The sequence below is a fragment of the Streptomyces sp. NRRL S-495 genome, assembly GCF_000966955.1.
GTDB lineage: Bacteria > Actinomycetota > Actinomycetes > Streptomycetales > Streptomycetaceae > Kitasatospora > Kitasatospora purpeofusca.
Genome location: NZ_JZWY01001164.1, coordinates 1 through 2,522 on the forward strand (window position 1 = coordinate 1; position 2,522 = coordinate 2,522).

A 2,522-nucleotide genomic window follows, 5' to 3' on the forward strand; every position below is an offset into this window, starting at 1 on the left:
TGGGCCTCGCCCCCGAGGAACGCAAGGCCCAGGCCCTGTTCCTGCACCGCTCGATCCGCGACAACACCTCCACCGTCGTCCTGGAGCGGTTGCGCCGCTTCCGCTTCGTCAGGCGCGCCGCCGAGCGCGAACTCGCCCAGGAGTACACGGACCGGCTGCGGGTCCGCACGCCCTCCATCGAGCACGAGGTCCGCAAACTGTCCGGCGGCAACCAGCAGAAGGTCGTGCTCGCCCGCTGGCTCGCCCGCAGGCCCAAGGTCCTCATCCTGGACGAGCCCACCCGCGGCATCGACATCGGCGCCAAGGCCGAGATCTACCGGATCATCGCCGACCTCGCCGCCGACGGCGTCGCCGTCCTCGTCATCTCCTCCGAACTCCCCGAGATCCTCGGCCTCGCCGACCGCGTCCTCGTCATGCAGAACGGCCGCGTCACCGGCGAACTTGACCGCGCCGACGCCACCGAGGAGGCCATCCTCAGCCTCGCCATGGCCGACGACATCGCCACCGTCCCCACTCCTGGAGCATCCGCATGAGCACCACCACCGGCACCCCGCCCACGACCGAGGCCGGCGGGAACCTGCCGCACCCCTCCGGCGGCGCGACCAGGATCCTCGCCTCCGTCGGCGCCCAGAACCTCAGCCTCATCGGCGCCCTCGTCGTCGTGCTCGCCCTGTTCGGCACCCTCAACGACAACTTCCTCAGCCTGGGCAACATGCAGGTCATCGCCGAGGCCGCCACCATCACCGGACTGCTCGCCGTCGTCCAGACCGTGGTCATCATCATCGGCGGCCTCGACATCTCCGTCGGCTCCCAGGCCGGCGTCGCCTCCGTGGTCAGCGCGATGGCCTTCACCTCCACCGGGTCCAACCCCTACCTCGGCATCGCCGCCGCCCTGGCCGTCGGCGTCCTCGTCGGCATCGTCAACGGCCTGGTCATCGTCTACGGCCGGGTCAACCCCACCATCGCCACCCTCGCCGGACTCGCCGCCTACAAGGGACTCGCCCAACTCCTTTCCGACGGGCGCGCCCAGGGCTACGTCCTCAACGACGACGTCTTCGTCTTCCTCGGCCGCGGCAAGATCGCCGGACTGCCCGTCATGGTGTGGATCCTCGTCCTGGTCGCCCTCGGCGTCCACGTCCTCCTCAAGTACACCGACATCGGCCGCAACATCTACGCCATCGGCGGCAACGACACCGCCGCCCGCCTCGCCGGCATCAGCATCAACAAGTACCTGATCGCCGTCTACGGCCTGATCGGCGTCGTCGCCGCCGTGGCCGGCGTCCTGCTCACCGCCCGCACCGGAAGCGGCCAGCCCGTCTCCGGCAGCGAGGGCCTCGAACTCAAGGCCATCACCGCCGCCGCCCTCGGCGGCTGCGCGCTCAAGGGCGGCAAGGGCGGCATCGGCGGCACCCTGCTCGCCGTCGCGCTCCTCGGCTGTCTGGAGAACGGCCTCACCGTCCAGGGCGTCAACTCCTTCTGGCAGAACGTCGCCCAGGGCTCCCTGCTGGTCATCGCCGTCGTCATCCAGCAGCGCCGCAGCGGCGAACGGCCCATCGGCCTCCCCGCCTGACCGACCCGACGACCTGACCGACGCTCCTCTCCCGCCCCGCCCCGGCACCCCGTCCGGCGCGGCGTCCCGCTCCTCCCCGGGACGCCGCGCCGGACGGGGCGCGGGCGGGCGGCCACGTGTCCCCGGTCCGCTCCTCCCTGGCCCGTCTCCCCGGTCCCTTCCCTCCGGCCAGGTCCGCCCGCTGATCACGGCCGCTACGATGTCGGCGCAGACATCAGGGGAAGGGGCCGGTATGAACAGCGCGGCGAAGCCCGGCACTGCCGCGCGTTCCGCCCGGCGCCCGGCGTCCCAGGCCGACGTGGCGGCCCTCGCGGGAGTCTCCTCGCAGACGGTCTCCCGGGTCGCCAACGACCGGCCCAACGTCGAGCCCGAGACCCGCGAGCGAGTGCTGTCCGCCATGCGGATGCTCGGCTACCAGCGCAACAGCGCGGCCCGGGCCCTCACCCTCGGGCGCTTCCACGCCCTCGGGGTGGTGACCTTCGACGTCACCGCGCAGGGCAACGCCCGGACCCTCGCCGCCATCTCCCGCGCCGCCCAGGCCGCGGGCTACTCGGTCCACGTGGTCTGCATCGAGGACGAGACCGAGGAGGCCGTCCAGCGCGCCGTCCGGCTGCTCACCGACCAGGCCGTCGACGGTCTCGCCGTCATCGAGGCCCAGATCCTCGACCGGCCCGGCTTCGACATCACCTCCGGCGTGCCGGTCGTCGTCGCGGACGGCGATCCCGACCGGCGCTACACCTCCGTCGACACCGACCAGGCGGCAGGCGTCACGGCCGCCGTCCAGCACCTGCTCGGCCTCGGGCACCGGACGGTCCGGCACATCGGCGGCCCGCAGAACTCCTATGCCGCCCGCCGACGGGCCGCCGCCTGGCACGGCGCCCTGAAGGCGGCCGGAGCCCCCGTGCCGCCGATCGACTTCGGCGACTGGACCGCCGCGTCCGGCTACGCGATC

At 72.7% G+C, this 2,522-nt stretch carries 3 protein-coding genes; all 3 read left to right on the forward strand.

Going from position 1 to position 2,522, the window contains the following annotated elements; genetic code table 11:
- A partial coding sequence (locus tag VR45_RS40155; protein ID WP_045944918.1) for an ATP-binding cassette domain-containing protein occupies positions 1-533 on the forward strand: 533 nt, incomplete at its 5' end.
- On the forward strand, positions 530-1,570 hold the full coding sequence (locus VR45_RS40160; RefSeq protein ID WP_045944919.1) for an ABC transporter permease: 1,041 nt from the start codon (positions 530-532) through the stop codon (positions 1,568-1,570). The genes VR45_RS40155 and VR45_RS40160, both read left to right, overlap by 4 nt.
- 232 nt (positions 1,571-1,802) lie before the next feature.
- Positions 1,803-2,522 (forward strand): LacI family DNA-binding transcriptional regulator (locus tag VR45_RS40165; protein ID WP_045944920.1); only part of this gene is annotated, 720 nt, incomplete at its 3' end.